This is a genomic window from Idiomarina abyssalis (genome assembly GCF_900116625.1).
GTDB lineage: Bacteria > Pseudomonadota > Gammaproteobacteria > Enterobacterales > Alteromonadaceae > Idiomarina > Idiomarina abyssalis.
Genome location: NZ_FPBE01000003.1, coordinates 91,030 through 111,633, shown reverse-complemented (window position 1 = coordinate 111,633; position 20,604 = coordinate 91,030). Strand labels below are relative to the sequence as shown.

At 49.3% G+C, this 20,604-nt stretch carries 20 protein-coding genes; 10 read left to right on the top strand and 10 right to left on the bottom strand.

Annotated elements, in window-relative coordinates:
• Nucleotides 1–3: 3 nt before the first annotated feature.
• Nucleotides 4–1,047 carry a PepSY-associated TM helix domain-containing protein gene (locus BM359_RS07620; RefSeq protein ID WP_054488865.1) on the top strand — a complete coding sequence of 348 codons (1,044 nt, stop codon included), beginning with the start codon at nucleotides 4–6 and terminating at the stop codon, nucleotides 1,045–1,047.
• A gap of 15 nt (nucleotides 1,048–1,062) precedes the next feature.
• Nucleotides 1,063–2,598 carry a leucyl aminopeptidase family protein gene (locus tag BM359_RS07615; RefSeq protein WP_054488867.1) on the top strand — a complete coding sequence of 512 codons (1,536 nt, stop codon included), beginning with the start codon at nucleotides 1,063–1,065 and terminating at the stop codon, nucleotides 2,596–2,598.
• Between the two features lie 54 nt (nucleotides 2,599–2,652).
• Here the strand turns inward: BM359_RS07615 and BM359_RS07610 are convergent, their stop codons facing one another.
• The 4 genes from BM359_RS07610 to alr all read right to left on the bottom strand — a co-directional run bounded on the left by BM359_RS07610 (nucleotide 2,653) and on the right by alr (nucleotide 7,785).
• A complete protein-coding gene (locus BM359_RS07610; protein WP_054488870.1) occupies nucleotides 2,653–4,011 on the bottom strand; it encodes an amidohydrolase family protein in 1,359 nt (452 codons plus the stop codon).
• Nucleotides 4,012–4,160: 149 nt separating this feature from the next.
• Nucleotides 4,161–5,162, bottom strand: a complete 1,002-nt coding sequence (cydB, locus tag BM359_RS07605) for a cytochrome d ubiquinol oxidase subunit II (protein ID WP_054488871.1) — start codon at nucleotides 5,160–5,162, stop codon at nucleotides 4,161–4,163.
• A gap of 3 nt (nucleotides 5,163–5,165) precedes the next feature.
• Nucleotides 5,166–6,554: a cytochrome ubiquinol oxidase subunit I gene (locus BM359_RS07600; protein WP_054488873.1), complete on the bottom strand. Its 1,389-nt coding sequence runs from the start codon at nucleotides 6,552–6,554 to the stop codon at nucleotides 5,166–5,168.
• Between the two features lie 139 nt (nucleotides 6,555–6,693).
• A complete protein-coding gene (alr, locus tag BM359_RS07595; RefSeq protein WP_054488875.1) occupies nucleotides 6,694–7,785 on the bottom strand; it encodes an alanine racemase in 1,092 nt (363 codons plus the stop codon).
• Nucleotides 7,786–7,923: 138 nt separating this feature from the next.
• On the opposite strand from alr, the gene BM359_RS07590 reads away from it, so the two are divergent.
• From BM359_RS07590 to BM359_RS07580, 3 genes are read left to right on the top strand one after another with little or no spacing between them, the layout of a single operon-like run.
• Nucleotides 7,924–9,963 (top strand): S9 family peptidase, encoded by a 2,040-nt coding sequence (locus BM359_RS07590; protein WP_054488877.1) that lies wholly within the window; start codon nucleotides 7,924–7,926, stop codon nucleotides 9,961–9,963.
• On the top strand, nucleotides 9,960–10,781 hold the full coding sequence (locus tag BM359_RS07585) for a prephenate dehydratase (protein WP_054488880.1): 822 nt from the start codon (nucleotides 9,960–9,962) through the stop codon (nucleotides 10,779–10,781). The genes BM359_RS07590 and BM359_RS07585 overlap by 4 nt, the downstream gene beginning before the upstream one ends.
• A complete protein-coding gene (locus tag BM359_RS07580) occupies nucleotides 10,781–11,431 on the top strand; it encodes an alpha/beta hydrolase (protein WP_054488882.1) in 651 nt (216 codons plus the stop codon). Before BM359_RS07585 ends, BM359_RS07580 begins: the two co-directional genes overlap by 1 nt.
• Nucleotides 11,432–11,450: 19 nt before the next feature.
• Here BM359_RS07580 and BM359_RS07575 read toward each other — a convergent pair whose 3' ends face one another.
• Nucleotides 11,451–12,539, bottom strand: a complete 1,089-nt coding sequence (locus BM359_RS07575; RefSeq protein WP_054488885.1) for an ATP-grasp domain-containing protein — start codon at nucleotides 12,537–12,539, stop codon at nucleotides 11,451–11,453.
• A complete protein-coding gene (purE, locus tag BM359_RS07570; protein ID WP_053954128.1) occupies nucleotides 12,536–13,027 on the bottom strand; it encodes a 5-(carboxyamino)imidazole ribonucleotide mutase in 492 nt (163 codons plus the stop codon). Before purE ends, BM359_RS07575 begins: the two co-directional genes overlap by 4 nt.
• A 187-nt stretch (nucleotides 13,028–13,214) precedes the next feature.
• Between purE and BM359_RS07565 the strand changes: the two genes are divergently transcribed.
• From BM359_RS07565 to BM359_RS07550, 3 genes are all read left to right on the top strand, one after another.
• Entirely contained in the window at nucleotides 13,215–13,760 is a 546-nt protein-coding gene (locus tag BM359_RS07565; RefSeq protein WP_054488887.1) for a hydrolase, read from the top strand.
• A gap of 183 nt (nucleotides 13,761–13,943) precedes the next feature.
• Complete coding sequence (locus BM359_RS07555) at nucleotides 13,944–14,150, top strand: cold-shock protein (protein ID WP_011233297.1); 207 nt, start codon at nucleotides 13,944–13,946, stop codon at nucleotides 14,148–14,150.
• Between the two features lie 166 nt (nucleotides 14,151–14,316).
• Complete coding sequence (locus tag BM359_RS07550; RefSeq protein WP_054488889.1) at nucleotides 14,317–15,888, top strand: methyl-accepting chemotaxis protein; 1,572 nt, start codon at nucleotides 14,317–14,319, stop codon at nucleotides 15,886–15,888.
• On the opposite strand, the gene cysE is transcribed toward BM359_RS07550, so the two are convergent.
• From cysE to BM359_RS07530, 4 genes are all read right to left on the bottom strand, one after another.
• The gene (gene cysE / locus BM359_RS07545) at nucleotides 15,885–16,712 is read right to left on the bottom strand and encodes a serine O-acetyltransferase (RefSeq protein WP_054488891.1); all 828 of its coding nucleotides are present in this window, start codon (nucleotides 16,710–16,712) and stop codon (nucleotides 15,885–15,887) included. The two genes, BM359_RS07550 and cysE, sit on opposite strands and share 4 nt — an antisense overlap.
• A 9-nt stretch (nucleotides 16,713–16,721) precedes the next feature.
• The gene (locus BM359_RS07540; RefSeq protein WP_054488893.1) at nucleotides 16,722–17,180 is read right to left on the bottom strand and encodes a DUF2489 domain-containing protein; all 459 of its coding nucleotides are present in this window, start codon (nucleotides 17,178–17,180) and stop codon (nucleotides 16,722–16,724) included.
• A complete protein-coding gene (locus tag BM359_RS07535; RefSeq protein WP_054488895.1) occupies nucleotides 17,180–17,593 on the bottom strand; it encodes a GTPase-activating protein in 414 nt (137 codons plus the stop codon). Before BM359_RS07535 ends, BM359_RS07540 begins: the two co-directional genes overlap by 1 nt.
• A 618-nt stretch (nucleotides 17,594–18,211) precedes the next feature.
• Complete coding sequence (locus tag BM359_RS07530) at nucleotides 18,212–18,838, bottom strand: c-type cytochrome (protein WP_054488897.1); 627 nt, start codon at nucleotides 18,836–18,838, stop codon at nucleotides 18,212–18,214.
• Between the two features lie 195 nt (nucleotides 18,839–19,033).
• On the opposite strand from BM359_RS07530, the gene yihA reads away from it, so the two are divergent.
• Together yihA and BM359_RS07520 are read left to right on the top strand one after the other, a co-directional pair.
• Nucleotides 19,034–19,654 carry a ribosome biogenesis GTP-binding protein YihA/YsxC gene (gene yihA / locus BM359_RS07525; protein ID WP_054488899.1) on the top strand — a complete coding sequence of 207 codons (621 nt, stop codon included), beginning with the start codon at nucleotides 19,034–19,036 and terminating at the stop codon, nucleotides 19,652–19,654.
• A complete protein-coding gene (locus BM359_RS07520; RefSeq protein ID WP_054488901.1) occupies nucleotides 19,641–20,558 on the top strand; it encodes a DMT family transporter in 918 nt (305 codons plus the stop codon). The genes yihA and BM359_RS07520 overlap by 14 nt, the downstream gene beginning before the upstream one ends.
• Nucleotides 20,559–20,604: the final 46 nt, after the last annotated feature.

Below are 20,604 nucleotides of genomic sequence, written 5' to 3'. Positions count from 1 at the left end.
GCTATGTCGCTTAAGCGCAAGCTGCCGACATTAACGCAATGGCACCGATGGCTGGGCTTAACGCTCAGCCTTTGGCTTTTATTGATGGCAATAAGCGGCTCGCTGCTGCTTTACAAAAATGACCTCCTGCAGCTTTTTTATCCACAGCTCAATTTAGCACAGCCCGTTGAAACGACAGACGCTGCCGCCGCTTTAGACCAGTTCGACAACGGCTACGCCCTCATGCCCACCGCTGACCGCCCCTGGCTTGAAGTGGTTAATGCGGACAAAACACACTTTTACTATGACGCCAGCGGCAACCTGCTGCTTGAGCGAGAATATCTAGTGGATCTCACCAGCTGGCTTGTTGAGCTGCACCATCATTTAGCACTCAACGAACTGGGTAAGGACATCATGGGAATTCTCGGCCTCTTAAGCTTAGTTCTTATCGGCACAGGCTTAATCCGCTGGTGGCCACGTAGAGGCAGTTTCCGGCGCGCTTTGTCAGTACGGTTTTTTAATCCGTTCACTAAGCGCGGTAGCCAAACCTTATGGCAGTTGCACCGGTTCATCGGTGCTGTACTTTTCCTTCCTGTCGCTATCGTACTAATCACCGGTACCGCCATCATGTACGCCGCTCCGGTAAAATCAGTACTAATTTTCTTACTCCCGTTCACTCAGTCAATTGAAACGCCTGTACAGCCTTCTATAACTGCTGATAACTGGCAACAACGGCTAGAGCTGGCAAAACAAGCTCTCCCAACGGCGGAGGCTCGTTTGCTATATCTGGAAGATCCACGAATTAGAGCTAAGCACGCAAACGAATGGCACCCGAACGGCCGCAACTATATTGAGTTCTCTGAAACCGGAGCGGTGAGTCAGGTTATTGATGAGCGAGAAACCGCTCTCGGTAATCAAGTTTCGAATATGATTTACCCGACTCACGTGGCCTCGGTTGGCGGAGCTTTTTATTTGTTCATCGTGCTTTTATCGGGTTTGGCCTTAATCGCTTTGCCTGTCAGTGGGTTATGGTTTTATATTAAACGCAGACAACTCAAGAAAACCTAATTCAAGGAAAACACTATGTCGTTAAAACAAGTCATGAGTGCTTTGGCTGTTTCTTCGGTTTTGTCGCTGCCTGCGTTGGCAAGTGACTACCTGGACACGTCCACGAGCTTTTCTGATGAAAACAAACACACCAAAACTCGCGTTATTTTTGTGCCAGAAGGTACTGAAGTTGAGCTACCAGAATGGTCAGGCTCTGACGTTAACGCCGTTAGCCGCGCTGCAGAAATTGAAGAATTTAAAGGCGAGGCGTCACAGTTAACCACGGTTATTGCCCCGGAAGGCACCAAAGCCAATCATCTGCTTCTGGCGGGCGTCGGTAACCCGGCTGAACTTTCCCGTTTTGAAGCGGAGAAGTTAGGCGCGTCTATTGCGGCTGCTTTAAAGCCTGAGCTAGAAAGCGTTGTTTTCGACACACGCCTAATCAGCAACCCGGGCATTGCCGCCGAACTGAGTTCGCACATGGCTCATGGCATCGACTTGCGCAACTATCGTTTTGACCGTTATCAGTCCGAGCCCAAAGAGCGTCCACAAACGGCTTACCATTGGTTAGTGAAAAGCCCTGACATGGCAGAGAAAAAATATCTGGCCTCGCGCGCCATTGCTGAAGGCGTGTTTGTTGCCCGCGACATTACCGCCCTGCCCGGCAGCGACGGATACCCTGAAGCCATTGTGAAGTTAGCTCAGGAAGCCATGAAAGACTTAAACATTGAGCTGACTATCGTCACGCCTGAGCAAGTTAAAGAAATGGGCATGGGCCTGCTTCACAGCGTTAGCCAGGGCAGCCAACACGGCTCTTACCTGCTGGCTGCACACTATAAAGGCAGTAACGCTGATCCAATCGCATTGGTTGGTAAAGGCAATACCTTTGACACCGGTGGCTATAACTTAAAAACCAGCTCTTCTTCTATTCTGCGTATGCAGACCGACAAAGCTGGCGCTGGAGCCGTTATTGGCGCGGTTATGGCGCTGGCAGCACAAGAAGCACCGGTCAATGTGGTTGCTGTAGCACCGCTGTCGCACAACCTTATTTCTGGTTCAGCAACGTTGCCCGGGGACGTGGTTAAAGCGGGTGACGGTACTTTGGTAGAAATTGCTAACACCGACGCAGAAGGCCGTCTGATCCTTGGCGGCGGTAACTGGTATGCCAACGACAAGTTCAAACCTCGTGCCATTGCCAATATTGCGACCTTAACCGGTTCGAAAGTTGGTGCATTGGGTACCGGCTACGCAGCTTTATTTGCATCCGAGGACGACTTACGCTCAGCCATTATCGAGGCTGGCAATGTCACTGGTGAGAAAGTCTGGGAACTGCCATTAGAAGGCTATGACGGTATTATCGACAGTCCGCTGGCCGATATTCGTAACATTGGCTCTCCGGGCACACAGGCCGGTGCAGCGTTTCTTAAGCACTTTGCCGGTGACACGCCCTGGATCCATATCGATATGGCCGCTGACGCGATGGTCAGTTCAGATACCGGTATTCATCCGGCAGGGCCAACCGGCTTTGGTGTGCGCTTGTTAACTGAGTGGGTTCATCAGTTAGAACAATAAGCAACGCCAGGTTTCTCATTAAAAGGCACCCGCCAATGGGTGCCTTTTTTCTGGCTACTGCGCATAAGCAGCGCGAATTTCCTCAACTTTCTTATCAATAGCTCCACGGCTAAGCCATTGCCCACGCACCATGACCCCCTGGTTCTCACGCAAGGTGTCTGGATTCTCCAAAGGGTTATCCTTTAACAGAATAAAGTCAGCACGATGCCCGGCAGCAACTCGCCCAAAGGTGTCCTGCTCAGAAAAGTAGTCTCCTGCCACTACCGTGGCGGAACGCAGAATATCAGCCATAGGTATACCCGCTTCTGACATCAGACGTATTTCGTGGTGTACCGAATAACCCGGAACACTGAACAACTGTGGCGCGTCGGTTCCAAAAATAATTTCCGCGCCGCCTTCGTGCAGAGCGTGTAATAGCTTTTGACGATTTTCCTGCTGCACTTGTGCTTGTTCCTGATTGAAGTAGCTGCTGGGGTTATTGTAGTAGTTTAGCCAGCCTTCCCGAACAGCCGTTGGTACCAACTGAATTTCCGGGTAGTCTTTCAGTTTGTTGGGATTAGCCGCACCGATCAGGGTTTTCCATAAGGCCTGGGTGGGGACTACCGCAACGTCGTGCTCCAGTGTCATAGCCACCAGCAAATCAAGTTCGTCCTGCGTTATTTCTCTGTTCATGGCATCAACGTAAGCCAGGTAACCATCCAGGTGATCAATGGTTCTCTGGCCTGCTTCCATGGCTCGTTTTAATCCGACCTCTGCCGGCACATGTCCGGCAAAGTCCATGTCCGCCTGTCGAGCCGTGCTTGCCATGGCCTCATATTCTTCAAGGGTTAACCCCGGATGCACTTTGAGTAAATCCCACCCTTCATCGCGTTGTGCAATAACCCGCTCCGTAACCTGTTCAACCGACTCTATGGTATTGCCACTGAAGCTGGGCCCGGCCAAATATAACGTTGGACCCAGGCGCTTACCCGATTCAATGTCTGATTTCAGCTGCAGCTGGTGCGGATAACCCAACATGCCACGCACTGTTGTTACGCCATTGGCAATGTACAAAAACAACATGTCGTCAGCGTAGCGTTTAGGGAAGTCACCAAAGTCTGTTGCCGGCGGCACATGGCCGTGCATTTCTGCCATGCCCGGTAAAACGTATTGCCCCTCAGCATCAATGATTTGCGTGTTGTCATCAAAAGCCGGAGCTTCAGCATTGGAGAACACACCGCTAATATAGCCGTTATTCACCACCAGTGTTTGTTGGTCGATGACATTGGGCTCGCCTTTAAGCCAGTCAACAAGGGTGACGTTCTTAATGACGTAGTCTGCGCTGCGAGTCTCATTACTCTGAGGTTCGGCGTTGTTACAAGCCGATAAAAATAAGGCCGCAACCGCTGCGGCCAGAAGGTGAGTCAATTTCATGTTGGTTGCCTCCGGCGTAAAATCTGCCTTTAGCCTAGCGCAAGCTTACAATAAAGCCCAGCGGATAAGGCCGCCAACTAAAGTGACAGCCAGCACACCCAGACACCACAGTCCGACAAACCACAACCATTTTTTAAATACAGGCTTCATCAGTCGTGATATCCACTGTCTGAATCCACCTTGCCGCGAAACACCCAGTAGGTATAACCTGTGTAAGCGAAGATAATAGGCAGAAGTACCACAGCGCCAATAAGTAAAAACTTCAGGCTATTATCCGGCGCGGCTGCCTGCCACAAGGTAATGCTGCGCGGAACCAGGTAAGGGAAAATACTGACTGCAAACCCGGCAAAAGACAAAAGAAACAGTCCCAGGCCCCACAAATAGGGTCTGCCTTCCTGCTTTTTATGCAGCGAGCGCAGTAATCCAAGCGTAATGCCTACCAGCAGAATTGGTAGCACCCATAAGCCAACCGAGGCCGGATAAGTAAACCAACGTTCCGCAATAAATGGGTCTACATAGGGCAAATAAAGACTCACAAAAGCAATGCAAGCGACCAATAAAAGAGCACTGTACCAGCCCGCCCTATAGCTTTGGCGTTGCAGGTCACCTTTCGTCTTCATTACCAGCCAGGTCGATCCCAGCATCATATAACCAATAACCACAGCTACACCGCAGAAAAAGCTAAACGGGGTTAACCAGTCAAACCAGCCGCCGGAATAGGCTCGGTCTGTTACCTGGATACCCTGTAGCATTGCGCCCAGCATAATGCCCTGACTCAAAGCCGCTATCAGCGAACCAATAATAAAGGATAAGTCCCAGATACCTTTTGCGCGTTTGGTTTTAAAGCGATACTCAAAAGCCACACCGCGGAAAATCAGCCCCAGAAGCATGGCAATAACCGGCATATAAAGAGCCGGCATTAACACCGAATAAGCCAGCGGAAACACCGCCAGTAAGCCACCACCGCCCAGTACCAGCCAGGTCTCATTTCCGTCCCAGACTGGCGCAACGGTGTTCATCATTACGTCGCGGTCTTCTTCCTTTTTAAACCAGGGGAAAAGCAGTGCAATTCCCAGGTCAAAGCCGTCCAGCGCAACATAAGCAAATACGGCGACCGAAATTAATATTGCCCAAATCAGTGCGTAATCCATAGCTTAGGCCTCCTCATCGTAAATGCGCTCAGCCGCCATTGTCGGCTTATGTTTGGCATAGTCGGGAATCGTCACTTTTGCAGGATCCGCTGCCATTTTACGCAGAATATAGAACGTACCGGCACCAAAAACGAGGAAGTAAACCACAATAAAGGCTATCAGACTGCCCGCGACACCGGCTTTATCAATAGGAGACGCCGCATCGGCGGTTCGTAGCAAGCCCTGAATAACCCAGGGCTGACGCCCCACTTCGGTGACTATCCAGCCGGCAATTACAGCGACAAAACCCATGGGGCCCATAAACAAACTAAAGCGCAGTAGCAGGCTGTTGTCATAAAGCTTGCCTCGTAACCGTTGTAAACCTGACCATAACCCCGCCAGTACCATCAATAGCCCTATTCCGACCATGACTCTGAATGACCAAAATACGGTTGCCACTGGAGGCCAGTCTTCGCGCGGAAACTGATCCAGCCCGGTCACTTCGGCATTAATGTCATGCTTCAGAATAAGACTGGCAAGCCCCGGCACCTTCAAAGCGTAGTCCACTTCCGCCGTTTCTTCGTTGGGTAATCCGAATAAATACAGTGGCGCCCGGGCTTCGGTGTCAAAGTGCCCTTCCATTGCAGCTACTTTTGCAGGTTGATATTCCTGAGTATTCAGCCCATGGAAGTCGCCGACCAGAACCTGCAATGGCGCAACAATTAACGCCATCCACATGGCCATGGAGAACATTTTGCGTGCGGCGGCGTTGGTTTTGTCCTTTAGCAAATGCCAGGCACCGACTGCACCCACCACAAAGGCCACTGTCAGGTAAGCCGCTAACAACATATGCGCCAGCCGATATGGAAAAGAAGGGTTAAATACCACTTCAAACCAATCGGTCACCACAAACTGACCAACGTCATTCATGGCGTAGCCTGCCGGGGTCTGCATCCAGCTGTTTACCGATAGTATCCAGAAAGCGGAAATGGCTGTACCCACTGCAACCATCAAGGTAGCAAAGAAATGCAGCTTTTCACCCACTTTGTTCATACCAAACAGCATGACACCAAGGAACCCGGCCTCAAGGAAGAAGGCAGTCAGTACTTCGTAACCCATTAACGGTCCGATAACCGGCCCTGCTTTGTCCGAGAATACCGACCAGTTAGTACCAAATTGGTAACTCATAACAATGCCTGAGACCACGCCCATACCAAAGGCAACGGCGAAGATTTTGACCCAGTAACGGAATAATTTCTGATAAACCGGATTTCTTGTTTTTAAGTAAAGGCCTTCCAGTACCGCCAGATAGCTGGCCACACCGATGGTGAACGCAGGAAAAATAATGTGGAACGCTATCGTAAAAGCGAACTGAAAGCGCGCCAGAAACAATGCATCGAAACTTTCGAACATAGCAAACACCCTTAACTGAGGTTTGTCTTAAGTATACGCCTTTGTTGACAAAGATCAGGGTCAAAGATGTAAAGCTTGTAGGATAAATACTAATAATTGCCATACTTTTTGTATGGCTAATACTCAGAAGTTGAGTCTGTTAAACAACGACCCGCGGAACACGTCCGCTCACACCTGTCAGTAAATGCCAGGAAATAGTATCTGCGCAGGCCGCAACCTGTCGTACATCAACGTTCGGCCCCCACAGCTCAACATCATCACCCAACTGCACACCCTCAATGCCAGTGACATCTATCGTCAACATGTCCATAGAGACTCGCCCGGCTAAAGTGACACGTTTGCCTCGGATCATTGCTGGTGTGCCATTTTTCGCCTGTCGCGGATAACCGTCCGCATAACCCATAGCCACCGTTGCAATGACCGTTGGTCGTTCAGCACTCCAGGCGCTGCCATAGCCGACCGACTCGCCCTTTTCCAGCTGATGCAATGCAATGACCGGGGCGACCAGCCGCATCGAGGGTTGAAGCTCCTGCTGTACTTCGGTCACACTCGAGGGGTTTACACCGTAAAGCAATAAACCTGCACGGGCCCAGTCATTTTCCTGAAGTGGCCATCGGGTATCAGGGTTCAGTAAGCCGGCCGAATTGTGGAGACTACGGGCTTGAAAGCCTTTAAGTGTATCCGATAACTGACAGAACTGTTGTTTTTGCTCTGCATTCAGTCGATGGTTCGCATCGGCGTTAGCCAAGTGTGACATTAGCGTTACCCCAGACACATTACTACTGGCGTTTAATCGCTTCAATGCTTGTTGAGCTTGTTCTTCCGACCAGCCCAAGCGGTGCATGCCGGTATCGACCTTTAACCACACCCACAATGGTTTACTTAAAGCTTCCGCCTCTATGTCTTGTAATTGCTGCTCGCAATGCACCACCGGGCTTAAGTTGTTTTCTGCACAAACCCTGAGCTCAGACGAGGAGAAGCAGCCTTCTAAAATAACTAGCGGACCTGTGTATCCGCATTCCCGAACGGCCAGCGCTTCTTCCATGAAGCCAGCGGCCATGCCGTCCACATGCGGTTCTAACGCCTGCACTGCTGGCTCAACACCATTCCCGTAACCATCGGCTTTAACAACTCCCAGCAATTTCCCCCCAGCCATCGTCTTACGCACCCACTTAGCGTTATGCGCTATTGCAGCGGGCGATATTTCTGCGCGAGTTTGGCGGTAGTGCATGGGCTTTCCTTCTAAATTTTTTGACAACATTCGGAAAAGGTTTTCAGTTTACCGTATTTTCTGCCAACTTGAACGGAACTCTTTGCATCACCTCGTCAGCTTCAGTAACGTAAAGTTATACTTAAAAGGAGAACAACAATGTGGTTAAAACAATCCGTCATTGCCGGTAGCTTAATGCTACTTTTTACTTCCGCTCCAGCGTTATCAGACGATACATTTAAGGCTGAAGACATTTTCCAGCTCGAGTACGCCAACCAAGTCAGTATCTCTCCTGACGGTAAATACATTGCGTACATACGCAACAGCTTCGATGATATGAAAGACAATACTCGTCGCTCATTATGGCTGATTGATACCGAAACCGGTCAACATTTACCGATTTTTGATGATAAATACAACTACGGCAGTCTGGCCTGGTCAAACGACGGCACTCGTCTTGCCTTTGCGTCTAATCGCTCGGAAAAGAACCAAATTCATGTGCACTGGATTAAAGAACAGCGCACCGCTAAAGTCACTCATGTAAGCGAAAGCCCGGGCAGCATTAGTTGGTCTAACGACGATACTCAACTGGCATTTACCATGTCGGTTAAATCTGAACCTACGCCCTTTGCTAAAAGCGTAAAAAAGCCAGCTAAACCCAAAGGCGCGAAGTGGTCCAAATCGCCGATTATTGTGGAAGAAGCTTATTACCAGCGCGACGGGAAAGGCGTTCTGGAACCGGCGCACACACAACTCTTCGTGGTTCCGGCTGAGGGTGGCAGTGCACGCCAGCTGACCGATGGTCCTTATCGACATGGCGGCCCACTGGCCTGGACCGAGGACGACAGCCATATCGTATTTTCCGGCAACCGCTCGGAAGACTGGGCGTATCAGGTGAATGAAAGCGACCTTTACAGCGTCAGCCTGAGCTCAAAGGAAGTGACGCAGGTCACTGACAAGCCAGGCCGCGAGTCGTCGCCGCAGTTCTCTCCTGACGGCGAGCGTCTGGCTTACTTACACAGTTCGAACGAGCCAGTGCCTTACCATAAGTCACAGTTGTGGATCATGGACTGGAGCGAACGCTCAGAGACAGAACTTCAAGCTGACTTTGACCGTTCTTTCAGCTCGCCACAGTGGACGGGCAATGAATCACTGGCGGTTTCATACGCCGACCGGGGCAAAACCGTTGTTGCAGATGTCACATTGAGCAATGAACTGACAAACCGAGTGGATGACGTTTCCGGTGTTTATGTCAGCCGTCCTTATACCATGGGCTCGTTTACGGCCTCAAAAACTGGCGCCATTGCCTACCCCAAGGGGTCCGAATATCGCCCCGCCGATGTCGGTTATCAGCCACAAGATGGCGAAGCGGTTCAGTTTACTCAGCTTAATGAAGACCTGCTTGGTCACCGTGAGTTGGGTGAAGTTCACGAAATTCGCTATGAGTCGCGCTATGACGGCGAAGAGATTCATGGCTGGTACATTACTCCGCCAAACTACGATGAAAACAAAGAGTACCCGTTACTGTTAGAAATACATGGCGGTCCTCATCTGTCTTACGGTCCGCATTTTGCTGCAGAACACCAGCGCTATGCCGCCGAGGGCTATGTGGTGCTTTATGTAAACCATCGCGGCAGTACTTCATACGGTAAAGACTTTGCCATGCTGCTGGACGGCAACTACTCGTCACCTTATGACTTTGCTGATCACATGACTGGCATTGATTTACTCATTGATAAAGGCATTGCCGACTCAGACAACCTGTTTATTGCCGGCGGTTCTGCAGGTGGCATCGCCACAGCCTATGCGGTAGGACTAACCAATCGCTTCAACGCTGCTGCCGCCACTAACCCGGTTATTAACTGGGTCAGTAAAGTACTGACGGCTGACAGCTCAATTGGCCAAATCACCAACCAGTTCCCGGGTATGCCATGGGAAGAGCTTGAGCACTATTGGCAGCGCTCGCCACTGTCTATGGTCGGTGACGTCGAAACACCGGTCATGCTGTTCACCGGCGAGAAGGATCGTCGCACACCGATATCGGAAACCGAGCAGTTCTACCAGGCATTGAAGCTGCAAAAAGTAGATACAGCTATGGTTCGTGTTCCGGGCGCTTTTCACGGAGTTACGGCTCGGCCTTCCAACATGATTGCCAAAATTGAGCATGCACTGGCCTGGTTCGAGCAATATAAGAAATGAAGCTAGCCACTTTAGGCCCTGCCGGTACCTTTTCGGAGGTTGCCGCGGAGCTTGTCCAGCCTGAACAAAATCACGACATTCAGTTACTGGATAACCTGGTCAGCTGCCTGGCGTCGGTTGGACGAGAATGCGACGCTGCGGTTGTTCCTATTGAAAATTTGACAGAAGGCTTCGTCTCTCCGGTCGTCGACTATTTGGTGCAAAGGCCCTTGCGCATTCAGGCGGAAATCCGTATTCCTGTTGGCTTCCAATGTCTCAGTAATAGTGCGAAGCCTAACCAGATATGGGCACAGTTTGTCGCAGCCGGACAATGTAATTCGTACTTACACAAGCTCGGGCTGCCCATTATTCATACGGCCAGCAACGCCGCGTCGCTTCAAGCTCTGCTGGCGGCTGAAGAGGCGTCTGCAGCCATAGTTCCCCAACACATTAGTTGCCCGGAGACGTTGCAGATATTGAGTAACAATATCGCTGACAACCCACGCAACGAAACACGCTTCGTGGTATTATCCGCAGCGTCTGAAGAGCCGGAATACAGAAAGGATGAGCACTGGAAAAGCAGCTTGCTGCTCATTGATGACAACGACCATCCCGGCTTGCTGGTTGACAGCTTGCAGGTGTTTGCAAAGCAGCAAATTAACTTAACCTCCATAGTGTCGCGGCCGGCGGGTAGTCAGTTTGGTGACTATCATTTCTTTATCGACTTTGATGGCCACCGCAGCGAACCCGGTGTCGCTTCGGCTCTTGAAGAATTGGCCGCTATGAACAACATTCACTGGCTGGGTTCTTACCCTGCCGCAGAAATAGGAAAGCAGTAATGTCTCTGGAAGTCATAAAACACGAGCCGGCAGGCACAGCCGACGCCGTTATCATTTGGTTGCATGGCCTGGGAGCCTCGGGCAATGACTTTGTCCCTATGACCGAACACTTAAAATTTGCCAACGCGCAGGTTCGCTTTTTGTTTCCTCACGCACCACAAATGCCGGTCACTATAAACCAGGGTATGGTCATGCCTGCCTGGTACGACATTACCGACATGAGCATCGACCGCCAGATAGACAGCGAACAATTGCGCGAGTCAGCGGCCAAAGTGCATGCCATGATAGACGAGCAAATTGCTCAGGGCATCAACAGTAAACGCATTATTATTGCCGGGTTCTCACAAGGCGGTGCCGTAGGTTATGAAGCTGCTTTGACCTACCCGAAACCGCTGGCGGGTTTAATGGCGCATTCTACGTACTTTGCCACCGCCGGTGATATTCAGGTTAATGAAGCCAATGCACAACTGCCCATTTTGGTTCAACATGGCACTCAGGACCCTGTGGTTCCGGAAGTTCTTGGCCAGAAAGCCTGTGCAATTTTGAAAGAGAAAGGGTTTTCAGTGACGTATCAAACCTACCCAATGCCGCACTCGCTGTGCTTAGAGCAGGTTCAGGATATGCAGAAATGGCTGGATGAGCGGTTTTAACCGCTCATCTAAGCAGGTATTAACTCGCTAACAGTTGCAGTTTATCCGCCCAGGTAGAGGCTAAATTCTCGCCCCGCTCAAACGAATCAATCATAATATTCACGTGGCCGACTTTACGACCGGGTCGCGCATCCTTGCCATACCAATGACATTCAGCGGCCGCCGCTTCCCATAAAGCTTCCGGAATACCCGCAACGCCAATCACGTTCACCATTAAGGTGGGGGCTATCAGTAAGTCGGGCAGCGGTAAACCGGTAATGGCGCGAATGTGCAGGTTGAACTGGTCACAATTAGCGCCACTCATCGTCCAGTGCCCTGAGTTGTGAACCCGCGGAGCCACTTCGTTCACCAGCAAATGTTGGTTTTCGCCTTCACCAACGACAAAGAACTCAATAGCTAATACGCCCACGTAATCCAGCGCGTCGGTCAGCTTCTTATGATGCTCTTTGGCTAAAGCTTCAAGCGCTTTAGAAAAATGCTCTGCGCCAGCCAGACTGTAAGACAGAATACCCTGAGTATGGACGTTTAATGTCAGCGGGAAACAGCGCTGCTCTCCCTTGTGTGAGCGAGCTCCCACAACAGAAACCTCGTCGGTAAAGTTAATCATGTCTTCGACAATGCCCGGGCGTTGTCCTGCATCTTCTGCAACGGCCGCAATGTCGTCCCCCGGACGCCAGCGCCACTGACCTTTGCCATCGTAACCACCTTTTGCCGACTTGATGACCACGGCATGGTCACAGCTTTCTAAAATGGCCGTCAGCTCAGCCACATTCTCATAGGCTTTCCAGGCGGAAGTGGGAATATCGAGTTCATCACAAAGCGATTTTTGCGTACGACGATCAACTAAGCCGTTGAAACGCTCTGCTTTTAATAAGAACTTATCGGCGGTTTTAGCAACCAGCTCTTCGCCTAAATGCTCGTGCTCCCAGGTGGTTACATCTGCCCAGTCATTCGCCTCGGCTAACGTCATTGCCAAAGGTTGTTGGCTACCTAAAGCCATCACCTTATCCAGTCGGTCACTGTATAAGACACATTCATGCCCCTGCTGAATAACGGCTTTACCCAGCATTTGACCTAACTGCCCGTTGCCAAGGATCAAAATTTTCATTTTGGCAGCTCCAAATCTGAGTTCGCCATCACTTTCTCTTTCTGCGCTTTGCGGAATTCATGTACGCGTTTACGCACTTCGCTGTCAAAACTGCCAATAACCTGAGCAGCCAACAAGCCCGCATTGGCCGCACCGGCATCACCAATAGCCAGAGTACCAACAGCCACACCTTTAGGCATTTGCACAATAGACAATAAACTGTCTAAACCTTTTAATTGCTTGCTTGGAACCGGCACACCAAACACAGGAATGGCCGTATAAGCCGCCAGCATACCAGGCAAGTGAGCAGCGCCACCAGCGCCGGCAATAACCACAGGCACTCCGTCTTGCTCGGCTTGTTCCATAGTCGACTTAAGTAAGTCCGGCGTACGATGCGCAGAAACGACTTTCGCCTGCCACTTTACGTTCAGCGATTCCAGCATTTCTGCTGCTTTTTGCATTACCGGCCAATCGGACTGGGAACCCATTAGAATCAATACCGGAGCCATGGTGTCACCTTTTATTTACTGTTTTGGATGTGCATCTGCATTTGGAAAGGCGAGGATTGTAGCCATTGGCCGCCCTAACTGCAAATTTCATGGGTGATTATTGACCAAATTAAGACTTTTTGCTGATAGATAGATTAATGGGCTAAGGTTAGTATGTGAACCGACTTTCTACCAACAGGAATGAACAATGCTGCTTAGCGCCAAAGATTCTCTATTACTTATTGTCGATGCTCAGGAGCGACTGTTGCCTGCAATTCATCAACGAGACGTTGTCACCTCGCGCATGCGTTGGCTGGGTGAAATTGCTATGCAGTTGGACTTGCCTATTCTTATTACCGAACAATACCCCAAAGGTTTAGGTTACACCGTTGATAGTTTGCAAGAGATCATAGAAGCGGCCCGCGTTGTTGAAAAAACACATTTCAGCGCTTTGCGTGACGATACCTTCCGCGATGTTCTCTCCGAGTACAATAAGAAACATGTGGTTATTATGGGCATGGAAACTCATGTGTGTGTCCTGCAAACCGCCATTGAACTTCAGGAATCCGGTTATCAAGTGTTTTTGCCTGCTGACACGGTCGGTTCTCGTCGTCCAACCGACAAAGAGAGCGCGATAGAACGTATGCGAAGCGCTGGAGTGGAAATTATCACTTCTGAAATGGCCGCTTTTGAGTGGCTTGAAAAAGCGGGCGGCGATACCTTCCGTCATATAAGCCGCAATTGGTTAAAATAACGCAACCTGTTGTTGACTCGGGCTATATTAAGCGTATACTCGAAACCGCTGAGAAAATTTCGGCTATTGATTTGAGATTTTTTACGAAGTCCTTTTTGCTGTACCTCGTTTTGTAAGTCCAAGTAATACCAAGTTTTTTTTAGCAATACATTGATTTCAACATGCACTACGAGGAATATCAGCATGTCTACTACTACTGGTAAAGTAAAATTCTTTAACGAAGCTAAAGGCTTCGGTTTCATCGAACAAGAAAACGGCGCAGACGTTTTCGTACATTTCAGCGCTATTCAGTCTGACGGTTTCAAAACTCTGGCAGAAGGCCAGCAAGTTTCTTTCACCGTAGCTCAAGGCCCTAAAGGTCCACAAGCTGAAAACGTAGTTCCTATGTAAGGAACCTTCAGTGCCCTTACGGGTGCCGAACGTTTACACAAAGAATTTCAAAAACGTCGCTCTTAGCGGCGTTTTTTTATGGCTAAAACCTAAATCACTAAACTTTTCCTGCCGAAATACGATAACCTTACTATATTGATGTAAATCAAACTTCCCAAAGGCGCTTATGAAAAATAATGGTCCGGTTACAGGAAAGGAAAACCGCTTTCCAGACCACTATCGACTGATCTCTTCGACTGACCTTAAAGGGGTCATAAAGCACTGCAACGAAGATTTCGTTAATGTCAGTGGTTACGCACGTGATGAGTTAATTGACTCACCGCACAACCTTTTGCGTCATCCTGACATGCCTGCCAGCGTTTTCGAGAATATGTGGAAAACCATCAAGCGCGGTAAGCCCTGGATGGGTCTGGTTAAAAACCGCTGTAAAAACGGCGACCATTACTGGGTGAGCGCTTACGTTACGCCAATTATGGAAAACGGTAAGCCGGTTGGCTTTGAGTCCGTCCGTGTTGCCGCATCAGACCAGCGTAAAAAGCGTGCACAGCGCATCTATGAGCGGTTAAATTCAGGAAAGCATGCCATTCCCCTGGGAAAACGACTCTGGCTGGGCTGTAAAGATTTAATGCCCGTCGTTATCCCCGGCGTAATTGCCAGTGCCGCCATAGCACTCCTCGGTGAACCTACCTCTGCGTTAATCGCTTTGGCTGCTACCGCTATTACCACGTTCGCTTACGCCACCTATATTGGCCGTATGCTGCAAGGGTTACTTGAGTTACGCCCAGAGGCTTTTGATTCCGAACTGGTTGGCATGACCTACTTTGATAAACAGGGACGCGAAGCCAGGCTCGCTATGCAGCTTATCAGCGAGGGCGCCCGTAACCGTACCGCACTTAGCCGCATGAAGGACGCGGTTGGAAGCCTGTTAAAAGTGACCAACGATACTTACGATCAAGCTCAGCTTAGTAAACAATATGTCGATAAACAAACGGCTGCGACTGAACAGACGGCAACGGCTATGAATGAGATGGCGTCCGCCATTCAGGAAGTGGCAGATACGGTTGAACGTAATGCGCAGCAGGCTGAGTCAGCCAAAACCAATGTGGATGAAAGCGTTGGGCTGGCAAGAGAAGCAAGCGAGGTTATCGTCCATCTTCACGATGCCGTTCGGCAAATAGCCGCAACCGTTAAAGAGCTGGATGAGTCGACCGGGGCTATTGGCGAGGCTGCCGATTTAATATCCTCCATTGCCGACCAAACCAACCTGTTAGCCCTGAATGCTGCCATTGAAGCGGCCCGTGCCGGCGAGCATGGCCGTGGTTTCTCAGTGGTCGCAGATGAGGTTCGCTCACTGGCTTCAAGAACAACCCAGTCTACTGAGGGTATTCACAAAGTCATTCAACAGTTACGCGAGCGCGCACGTAATGCCGTCGAGGTTTCAAAACAAGGTGAAGAGGCGGCATCAGAGGGTGTTGAGAAAGTTCGTCTGGCAGACACTGCTCTGGGTGAGATATCAGTGGCTATTCAGGAAATTTCAGATATGTCGACGCAAATGGCGTCCGCTGTTGAAGAGCAAAGCGGCGTTGCGGAGCATATCAGCGAGCAAATTACTGAAATTGCGGACACTGCACGTCATACCCAACAAACAGCAGAGCAAACTCAACGCTCAAGCAACGAGCTGCAAAACACCAGTCAGCAGCTTTACTCACTGATTGAGCGCTTTAACTTAAAAAGTTAAGAGTCTTGTTTACCCGAGGCTGAAGTATCATCTTTATCGGCGCGTCGTTTTGCGGCGCGCTCACTTTCTTCGAGAAACTCGACATCGTCCATATCGACTTCCGGGATCTCACCACAGACATCGCCACCCAACTTATTAACAGCCTGACAAAGGTCAGAGACTTTATTATCTAAAACCTGTACATGATCGAGCATACGCCCAATTGCTGTTGCAACCGGATCTGGGTTATCGGCTGAGATAGCATAGGCATCGAAGCCATACTCCTTTGCCATTTTTTTACGACGTTCCGCTGTTTCCGCATCGACCGCCGACTGAGCTACCCTGGCCGGAATGCCGACCACAGTGGTTAGCTCCGGTACATCTCGCACCACCACGGCGTTAGAGCCAATGCGTGCAGATTTTCCGACAGTAATTGGACCCAGTACCTTTGCTCCTGCACCAATCACCACACCGTCTTTCAAGGTCGGGTGCCGTTTACCTTTGTTCCAGCTAGTACCGCCAAGAGTCACGCCATGATACAAAGTAACGTCATCGCCAATTTCTGCGGTTTCACCAATGACCACACCCATGCCGTGATCAATAAAAAAGCGACGACCTATTTTAGCACCCGGATGAATTTCTATGCCCGTTAGCCAGCGTGAAACATTAGAAACAAAACGAGCAAGCCAATATAACTTCCAGCCCCAAAGCTTATGGCTTATACGATGGAACCAGGTGGCATGCAGTCCAGGATAGTGAAACAACACTTCCATTGTGTTCCGCGCAGCCGGATCTCTGTCGAAAACGCTGGCGATATCTTCTTTTATACCTTTAAAAAACGGCATGCCGCCTCCTCAGGCCGCTGGGAATTGCTTCAATAACTTATCAACGTCTGCAAGAATAATGTCCCGCATCGACTTTTCATAGCCCTCACGCTCGTCATCCATTTCCCGCACTTTCTTTTTCGGAAATTTCTTACGTGACTCGTGCGTTGGCATATGTTTTATCTTTTCATACATTTCATGCATTGCCGGGTAATCTTTAGAATAGTCATACTCTACAGCTTCCGGGCGATGATCAAGCAATACCACAATACGTAAGCATCCTTCAGACAAAGGACACTGCTCTTGCTGCATGGCTTTTGCAATAGTAATAATACTCTCATCAATGCGATCGACACGCTTCTGTACGGCTGCGTCCCGAATTCTGGTCTGCCAACGCAGGCGTAGCAGTAAGTTCGTGGCGTACCACCCCAGAGCGACAATAATTAAGACGCCAACAATGGCGATAATCCAATAGAGTTCGCTGGACATTAGTACTCCTCATCATCCCATTCTTCATCGAGTTCATAACCCAGTTTGGCAACCAGCTGTTCATAACGCTCAGATTTTTCATCGAGGTAGCGCTGCTCTTCTGCTGTCAGAGACTCATCATTTTCGAAACGTTCAACCAGTAACTGAAGCTTTGTGTCTTCCTGTAACTGTTTTAGTTCCTGCTCAGGTGTCATCACTAAAGCTACTTTACGGCGACTGCCGTGTCGGGGATCTTTTTCATCGCCTTTTGTTCTACTTTGCTGCAGAACCTTAGTGGATGAATGTCGTTGGCCTGACGGTTGACCCTTACCCTTCTTTTTACCTTTTGAAGCAGCATCTGATGCTTGTCTTTCTTTTGGCGCTTTAGATGGCGCCAACGGCCCTGCCTTACGTGTTTTCTTGCGGCGAGTCATGGTCGCTCCTAAATAAAAACTAATATGACCTATTGTAACTCATTAACGGGGATGACGTCAGTGGAGGGTAAAGGAAAAGCTTGTACGTTTAAGAAAGGCTGAGCCCAAATAAGAAAAAAGGCGATGCTTTTACACATCGCCTGCTTCTCTCATATTATCGGCAGCGCACTGCAACTATGAGAATGGTTGTCACTGCTTCCGACTTGTTATTGCGGTTTTCCGTAACCTGTCTTTTATTATTGTTATTATAAAATGGAGCAACCACTAGCCTATTGGCTTTACTCCCTGGATTATCGAGAAATAAGATGGAATCTGACTTTTCGATAATCTCTCGACCTCTTGTTATTTTTTTGTGTCGAGTTAGCTGTATTTTTACAGTCTTTTTATTATTTCCTCAAGGGCTTTTAACATCTTTTTTTTGTTTTTTTCTGTCCGTACAGCCCCGGAGCGTTGTTAAGACTACTTGAACCAAATATTAATTCAATGATTTTATTGATCTAAAAAACAACTTTCTTATTACTTTTCGTTAACAACACCCGAAAATAGGTTTTTACTATCTCATTTATTATAGACATAAAAAAAGCGGCCTAAGCCGCTTTCTATTTGATTAAGCTCTGTTTAATACAAACCGCTCAGGAACTTAGACAGCAACTCGATTTCGTCGTCTGTCATTTTCTCTGTAACGCCCTGCATCATGCCGTTTGGATCGTTAGCGCGGTCGCCACTACGAAACATTTCTAGCTGAGACTTAGTGTAAGCCGCGTGCTGACCAGAAATATCCGGAAACGCCGCTAGCCCCAGACCATTTCCCCGAGGGCCATGGCAGCCGGCACAAGACGGCATATTGGTTTCAGGGTTGCCGCGACGGTAAAGGTCACGCCCTTGTGCAATAATATCTTCGGGCGTTTCGCCTTTAGGCTCTTCCTGTGATGCAAAGAAAGCCGCTAAATCAGCCATATCTTGCTCAGATAATGACGCAACCTGGCCCATCATAATGGGGTTATTACGCCCTTCTTCACCACCGGTTTCTGACGCCCGTTTGTAATCTTTCAGCTGTTTAAGCAGGTATTTTTCGTGCTGACCGGCCAAATGCGGATACATATCGGACGGAGATTCACCATTGGGTCCATGGCAAGCCGCACAAACTTGCGATTTCTCTTTTCCGGCTTCAGCGTCGCCGCTTTGTGCTACTGCGATACCGGCGGTACCGAAGAAAAGTCCCAAAAAGATTGCGAATTTTTTCATGTTTGCTTCTCTTCTGTTCTGGATGGCGCCACGCGCCCCAATAAATCACCTTAAGCAGGTTGCTATTTTACACAAAACTTGTGTGGATTAAACGATTAAAACCGAATCAATTGCTAAATGATCATTGGAGATACTGTCCGGATACTTCATAATGCACGTAGACGTTCCGTTTTATCAATAAAAGTGACCTTAATAGTGGCAGATCAGCAATTAGATTACGCATCGGCAAAATTTGTGACCAGTGCACCGGATATCAGCAAACTGCCTCCGGACACAGGCATCGAGATTGCGTTCGCCGGCCGTTCTAATGCCGGTAAATCCAGTGCTCTGAATACACTAACGCGGCAGAAATCACTGGCTCGTACCAGTAAAACTCCGGGGCGCACACAGCTAATTAATGTGTTCGAACTCGACAGCGGTCAACGCCTTATCGACTTACCCGGGTATGGCTTTGCTAAAGTGCCGCTGGCCGTCAAAGAAAAATGGCAGCGCTCTTTAAGCGAGTACCTGCAGCAGAGAGACAGCCTCAAAGGTATTGTCGTACTAATGGACATCCGCCACCCTTTCCGCGAAACCGACCAGGAACTCATTTACTGGGCTGTTGATTGCGAGCTACCGGTACTGGTATTGCTCACCAAAGCCGACAAGCTTAAACAAGGCGCTCGTAAGTCAACGGTGTTAAAAGCAAGACAAGCTGCAATTGCCTTTAATGGTGACGTTCAGGTCGAAGCATTTTCCTCACTAAAACGCTTCGGCGTCGAGCAAGTCGAAGAAAAACTCAACCAGTGGTATAGCAAAGAGTATGACGACGAATAACACACCACCGCTCAGCGCTTGGTTATTATTAGGGTTACTCGCATTAATCTGGGGTAGCTCTTTTTTATTGATCAAAAAAGGGTTAATTGCTTTTGGGCCTATGGAGGTTGGTGCACTGAGAATAAGCTCAGCCGGTATCGTGCTAGCCCCTTTTATTGCGCGTCGCCTGAATAAAATCACCCGTAAGCATTGGCTAAAATTAGCAAGTGTTGGCCTGGTGGGAAGTCTAATCCCTGCCTTTATGTTCGCCATAGCACAGACTCAATTAGCCAGTGGCGTCACCGGGGTTCTGAATGCCTTAACACCCATTGCCACTTTGGTTATCGGCTCTTTATTCTTCCATCAAAAGGCGCGGGTAGCACAGGTTATCGGTGTCGGTATAGGCCTCTTTGGTACCCTGCTTTTGGTAACCGCTTCGGCGAATGGCAGTTGGGACTTCAACCTTTATGCGTTGTTAGTCATGGCAGCAACGGTTTGTTACGGCCTCAACCTGAACCTGATTAAACATAAAATCAGTGACTTATCACCGTTAACCATCACCGGTATCTCGCTACTTATGGCCGCAGTTCCTGCCACTGTCTATTTGTTCGCTGGCACAGAATTTATAGCCCAGGTTCAACAACCCGGCGCTATGCTATCGTTGTTCTCTGTTTTGGCGTTAGGTATAGCAGGAACGGCTGGTGCTTTGGTTATTTTTAACCACGTGGTCCAGTTAACCAATACGGTTTTCACCAGTTCAGTCACATATCTTATTCCGGTGGTTGCCGTTTTGCTTGGAGTACTTGACGGGGAAGCATTCTGGCTGCAACAGGGTGTTGGTATGTTAGCGATTCTTGTTGGTGTATGGTTTGCCAACCGCAAGGGTCGCCCCGGCCTGGCTGGTATTCCGCAGAAAGAGCAATAAAAAAGCCCGACTAAAAAGCCGGGCCAAAAGTAATCCAGGGAGAACA